Genomic DNA, 6,241 nt, shown 5'->3' on the forward strand with positions numbered 1-6,241 from the left:
ACCTTGCACCCGATGAAGTGCTAGGCATTAAATACTCTATGATGAGCGATGCGCTCAGCCAGTTTGGAATATCGGCAGATATCAGCAGAGAGCAGTTAATAGAATACGTCAGAGAGTTTGTTAGCTCAGGCGGATTACTGACTGCCGCTGCTGAAAGCGTGATGAACACGGTTGGCATTACGCTTGATTATTTAAATTCTGTCGATTTGAAAAAAACGAATGACAACCAGAACCTGCTATCCCTTGCCGGTACATTTGCCCCAGAGGAAGTAACTGGCATCAAACGTACCATGGCTAACGATGCGCTCAGTCAGTTCGGATTAACTGTAGACATGGGCAAGGAGGCTATAACTGAAGCGCTGAGGGAATTCGTTAGGGCTGGCGGAGTGCTGACTGATGAAATGATGCGTGCTGCTGGCATAACTGCTGACTACTTTAACAGTATTGATCAAGATAGCTTGAATGCAGTCAATACAGCCTATGCAGATCTTCAGAGATCAGTTGATGCCGAGCGCACCCGGCTGACCAATGAATACAATACCGCCCTAGATGGAATCAATATTCAGATTGAGAATGTCACTGATTCGATCAGCAAACTGAAATCATTATCGGATGCACTCAAAAGCACAGTCAATGCTATCCGCCCAATGGAGCGGAACGAAGCCAAGGCGCAGATAGAAGCGGCGCTTACTACCGCTCGCGCTGGTGGCAGATTACCGAATTTAGATGATATCAGCCAGGCACTGGACGTACTGAAGCAGCAATCAACCTCCGGCTTTACCAGCAGCTTTGATTTTGCATTCGAGCAGGCCAAGACCGCTAGTATGTTGGGTGAGCTCGGCGCGCTGACCGACGATCAATTGAGCACAGAAGAACGATCGCTCAATGCGCTGAAAGATTCCAAAAAGTCGCTTGAGGATGGTTTCAAGAGTGAAATGATTCGGCTGGACAAGATTCTGGAAGATGCTAAAACGCAGATTGATTTTCTGAACGGAATCGAAACAAACACTAAAACCATTGCAGAAGCACTTGCAAACTTTCAGGCAGCTATAAAAACAGCTAACACAAGCGGCTCAGGCAGTACTGGCAGCGGTGGTAGCGGAGGATTCAGCTCGTTTAGTTTTAGCGGTTCTGGCATTAAGACAAAAGCCAGCGATGCAGAGATCAAGGCTTTTGTAGAAGCTAATATAAATGATCCTCTTAAGATTTATAACAAGGCTTTAGAGCTAGGTTATAGTTCCGGTGATATCTCCAAAGCTACCGGATACTCGATTGGCGAAATCAACGCGACCACTGATGCACTGGGAGTGCAGCGGCTATCTGAAGCCGTGACTCCTGGTATTTCCGCGACTCCTGCTTATGGCATATCCGATCAGCTGGTGAGCAATTTCTACCAGGCCAATAAAAACGATCTACTCAAAGTAGCAAACACGGCTCAACAGTTTGACATAAACATTGAACAGCTTTCACGTTCCATCGGAGTCTCTATTGCCGACATTAATAAATTCTATGACGACAATGGATTGAAGAGACTGGATTCCAGGAAAGGATACTCAGATGGAGGCTTCACTGGATCAGGCGGTAAATTCCAGCCTGCCGGCATCGTGCACGCGGGCGAGTATGTGTTCAGTCAGGAAGCCGTAAACAATCTTGGTCTGCACACGCTGGATCAATTGCACGAAACCGCCAGGCATGGCAGGCAGGAAGGCTATGCAAATGGCGGCTTAGTTGGTGCGCAGAGCATTATCAATCGTACCGATGTTAACCGGACTAATAGCATCACAGATAAAAACGTCATTGATGCGAGAAGCCTCTTTGAAGAAAGGATCGCTGCAAATGATATTGCTCGCGAGCTGACAAAACAGCACATATCAATCAAGGATATTGTAAATACAGCCAGTGCACTGAATTCGTTAAATGATACGAACAGCATAAGTATTCTTGAAAATGTTATTAATGCTAAGCACATTTTTGAGAATAGAACGGTATCAAGCGAAGTTAGACGTGATCTTCTCAATCAAGCCAACATTACATCGATTGTTGATAAAAACACGCTGACTTCAGCACGGTCTTTTGATCAGTTTCGCGGCTTTGCAAGTGGGGGCTATACCGGAAATACTGGCACAGATGATCCGGTCGGCATCGTGCATGGTCGTGAATATGTGTTCTCCGCTCCCGCGGTAGATAACATTGGTCTTAATACGCTGGAAAAATTGCATAAAGCTGGTAAAGATGGCAAGCCATCTGGCTTTGCTGAGGGCGGTTTTGTTGGTGATGATATTGGCCCGGTTCAGATTGTGGAAAGCACTAGACCTAATACAGTCACCACTAACAATAATCAGCCTATCCAGTTGAATCAGGATGATGTTGTTATCGTGCTGAGTAAGGTGTTGAAGGCAGTGAAAGAGCAGGGAGCAGATCTCCATCGCATGGCGAATAAGTTTGACGCCGTTACCGCGCCTAGCGGAAACGCATTCAGGACGGAACAAAAGAAATGAAGGCTTTTCTCCCGATTGATATCACTGATGCACGCTTTGTCAGCAGTACGATTGCTGAACCGTATACGGGGGAACCTGCCTGGAATTCAGGAACTACTTATGCACAGGATGCCGAGGTCAGCGTAATCACCGCCGATAGCCATCTGGTATATAAGTCGCTGGTAGCCAGCAATCTCAATAACCCACCAGCGACCTCAACAGACAAATGGTTTCTCAAGGGCTACACGAACCGTTTTCGCATGTTCGACTGGAACCAGGGCAACCCGAGCAAAGGAGCATCTCCTCTAACCGTAACCATAAAGCCAGGGCAGCGAATTAATGCTGTGATGCTGGAAGGGATCAAAGCTGCGACCGCAAAAATTATCGTGAAGGATGGTGTGGGCGGGCCTACCGTATTAACGATTAATAAGGATCTATTGAATCGCCACGCCACCACGCCTTATGAGTGGTGCTTCTCGCCTTTTGTTTACGACAAAGTGACGGCCACTTTCGATGTGCCTCCCGTGGGCGATCCGGTGGTAACCATCACACTGACCGATCCATCCGGCATCTGCGAGCTGTCCAGATTTGCAGTGGGCCAGGCAATTTACCTGGGAGAGATCGAATGGAATCCAGTGTCGGATGCGGAAAACTACAGTGAAATTACCTGGGACAGTTTCGGTAAAGCAACGCTCACACCCGTGCCAAGCCAGCCACTCATAGAACTTGAACTGGCAACAGAAGCTAACCGGGTAAACACAGTGAGGCAATTCCGTGAACAGGCGAATGCCAAAGCCGTGGTCTGGTCCGGGCTGGATAACCTGGACCATGTCTATGCTGAACCACTCGTCCTGATCGGCGTTTATCAGCGCTTCCCAATTGACCTGAGCAATATCAAGCAAGCGAAAATCAACCTAACATTGAAGGGAATTTGATGGCAATCGATCCACTCAGCACGCCGCTGCCAAACACGAGTAACATGACTGAGGCTCAGTTTAATGCGGCCATGAACACGTTTTTTTCAGAGCTGGCAACCTTTGGCGCACAGATTAATGCAGCTATTGAAGCCATGAACCTGAATGCGGTTACCGGTACCAGCGCCTCCAGCATAGCTATTGGCACCGGCAGCAAATCATTCACAGCCAGCACGGGTAAAAGCTGGGTTGGTGGCATGTTCATAGCTCTTGCGGACACGGCCGCACCTTCTACTAATGCAATGTATGGCATCGTTACGAGCTATAACCCATCTACAGGCGCTCTGGTAGTCAATGTCACCTACACGGTAGGCAGTGGTACCAAGGCTTCCTGGACGATTAGCCAATCCAGTCCAACAAACATTTCCGGCAGCATGGTACTGCTCTCATCGGTAACTGCATCGGCATCCGCCACAGTTGACCTGGAAACCACTTTTAACAGCACCTACGATGAATACATGATACTTGGCACAGCCATCGTGCCGGCATCTCCCGGGCAGAATCTCAATTGTCGCATGAAGCTTGGCGGGTCTTATCTGACAACCGGTTACAGATACCACAATGCAATGTCAACCGATGGATCAAACGCATATGGTGCTAGCGCCAGTGCTGCAGGGGCGGCAATACCCATAGGTGAAGGCGTTGGAGCGAGTCTTGATTTCACTATGCATGTCAGGAATGTGACCAATGCCACCATCAGAAAATTACTGCACTTCCATGGTGCATATATGAACTCTAATCCGTCCTTGGCGCTGATATCTGGAGCAGGAACAAACGACAACACAGGAGCATTGACCGGCATCCGGTTCATGATGAGCAGCGGCAATATCGCCAGCGGTACATTCAGACTTTACGGCATCAAAAAACAATAGGGGAGGCGCAATGCAAGAGAACGATCCAACAAACTGGGGCGCTGCTACGTGGATGCTGGCGGTGGGCATGTCCTTCTTCGGTGGCGTGGTTAGCTGGTACTCAAAGCTAAGAGCGGGGCATACAAGGGTATTCAATTTAATTGAGCTGATAGGGGAGGTAGTCACCAGCGGATTTGTTGGGCTGGCATCTTTCATGGTTCTGTCGTCGCTGAATTATCCGGTGGGCATCTGCGCAGCTGCTGCCGGTATCTCTGGAAACATGGCAACCAGGCTGCTATTCCTGATTGAGCAAACTATCGAGAAACGATTTGCTGCACTTAATAAAGATTAATTGAACAAGGCAAGTCCGAAAACTTGCCTTGGGCGAACTTAGCAAAACTAAATTCGGTGTAGGAGCTTTGATTATATCTTTATTAAATCCTTTGGTGAAATAAAAACAATGTATAAAAATTTAAAAGATATTCTGATTCATTCTGTCGCGGCGTTGGCGATGATTACCGTTTTACTATTACTGCCGCACCCAATTGCTGTGACTATTGCCGTAGTAGCGAGCTGGTACATGTGGGAACTTGGCCAGCGCGTTGCTATGGATCAGGAACGGCGAGGTGCCGAATGTATGCTGTATTGGTTTGATATCAGGAACTGGAGTAATCAGGCAAGGCTGGAATTTTTGGTTCCATCGATCGTAGTGATTGTTGCGGTCAACATCTACGTGATAATTACATTATGAGAACAAGGAATTCTTTAATCGCACTGTCAGCCTTCGTCATAGTGTCGATCGCTGGGTTAGAACAATATCGCGGTGTTGCCTACGATGATGGGGTAGGAGTGCAGACGATAGGATTTGGCACTACTGAAGGCGTCAAGGCTGGGGATAAAACAGATCCTGTTCGCGCGCTTGGTATGCTCTATCGTGACGCCAGTGAAATTACAGAACAGATATCCAAATGCGTTGGTGATGTGCCTGTATATCAACATGAGAGCGATGCATTTATTAGCTTGGCCTATAACATAGGCGCTTCCGCTTTTTGTCGATCGACATTAGTCAAGAAATTGAGGCGCGATCCACCTGATTACTTGGGGGCGTGTCAGGAAATTTTGCGATGGGATAAAGCGGGCGGCAAGGTTATGGCTGGACTGACCAAGCGAAGACAGCAGGAATATCAATTATGCATGACCGATAAACAACAGTTAGCGGAGAAATAATCATATGTGGCAATTACTCTTTCCAGCGATAACGCCAATCATTGATAAAGTTCTTGATTTAATACCAAATGAGAACGAGCGGGCGAGGGCTAGGGAACAACTGGAAGGCGATCTGCAGAAAGCTATCAATCAAGCAGCTGCAGATCAACGTGAGATTAATAAAATTGAGGCAGCTAGTTCCTCTGTTTTTGTTGCAGGCTGGCGTCCTGCTTTGGGTTGGTGCTGCGTGTTTGGGTGCTTTTGGGCATTCATTGGTCAACCCTTCATGCTTTGGATCGTTCAGGCATTTGAGCTGCCGTTTAAGACTCTGCCGGATATTCATACTGACTACTTGCTAGAATTGGTGCTAGCCATGTTAGGGTTGAGCGGAGTTAGAATGGTCGAGAAGATCAAAGGTGTTGCTAAGTGATTGGCTAAAAGATGTAAATCTAGGTTTGAGGTGGTTAATAATAAATAATTTCTCTTCATGTTAATTTTTATTACCTCGGTTGAGGTATTTAAAATCAACATGCTTTAAGCAAGCATACAGTTCAACTATGGTAATTTTTACCATAGTTGAATTATTCAATGCTACCAATCAAACAGTGCCTGCACCTGTTAGGGAACAGTACGCTGTGAATCATTACACAATTGTGGAATTGGCTTATCGCCATAATATATTTATTTAGAGGAATAAATATATTATGAAGTCAGATCTAATTTTTAGCCTTGG

Annotated in this window: 7 protein-coding genes; all 7 read left to right on the plus strand. The window is 46.9% G+C overall.

What is annotated here, in order from left to right:
- The coding region (locus BM283_RS19100) for a hypothetical protein (RefSeq protein WP_175492210.1) at positions 1-2,498 on the plus strand (2,498 nt) is incomplete at its 5' end.
- Positions 2,495-3,412: a hypothetical protein gene (locus BM283_RS16940; protein ID WP_090695231.1), complete on the plus strand. Its 918-nt coding sequence runs from the start codon at positions 2,495-2,497 to the stop codon at positions 3,410-3,412. The genes BM283_RS19100 and BM283_RS16940, both read left to right, overlap by 4 nt.
- The gene (locus BM283_RS16945; RefSeq protein ID WP_090695233.1) at positions 3,412-4,323 is read left to right on the plus strand and encodes a hypothetical protein; all 912 of its coding nucleotides are present in this window, start codon (positions 3,412-3,414) and stop codon (positions 4,321-4,323) included. Before BM283_RS16940 ends, BM283_RS16945 begins: the two co-directional genes overlap by 1 nt.
- 10 nt (positions 4,324-4,333) lie before the next feature.
- A complete protein-coding gene (locus BM283_RS16950) occupies positions 4,334-4,654 on the plus strand; it encodes a phage holin family protein (protein ID WP_090695236.1) in 321 nt (106 codons plus the stop codon).
- A gap of 108 nt (positions 4,655-4,762) precedes the next feature.
- Positions 4,763-5,053, plus strand: a complete 291-nt coding sequence (locus BM283_RS16955) for a hypothetical protein (protein WP_090695237.1) — start codon at positions 4,763-4,765, stop codon at positions 5,051-5,053.
- Entirely contained in the window at positions 5,050-5,529 is a 480-nt protein-coding gene (locus BM283_RS16960; protein WP_090695240.1) for a lysozyme, read from the plus strand. Before BM283_RS16955 ends, BM283_RS16960 begins: the two co-directional genes overlap by 4 nt.
- Before the next feature lie 4 nt (positions 5,530-5,533).
- A complete protein-coding gene (locus BM283_RS16965; RefSeq protein WP_090695241.1) occupies positions 5,534-5,938 on the plus strand; it encodes a 3TM-type holin in 405 nt (134 codons plus the stop codon).
- Positions 5,939-6,241: the final 303 nt, after the last annotated feature.

The organism is Nitrosomonas sp. Nm34 (assembly GCF_900113925.1).
GTDB lineage: Bacteria > Pseudomonadota > Gammaproteobacteria > Burkholderiales > Nitrosomonadaceae > Nitrosomonas.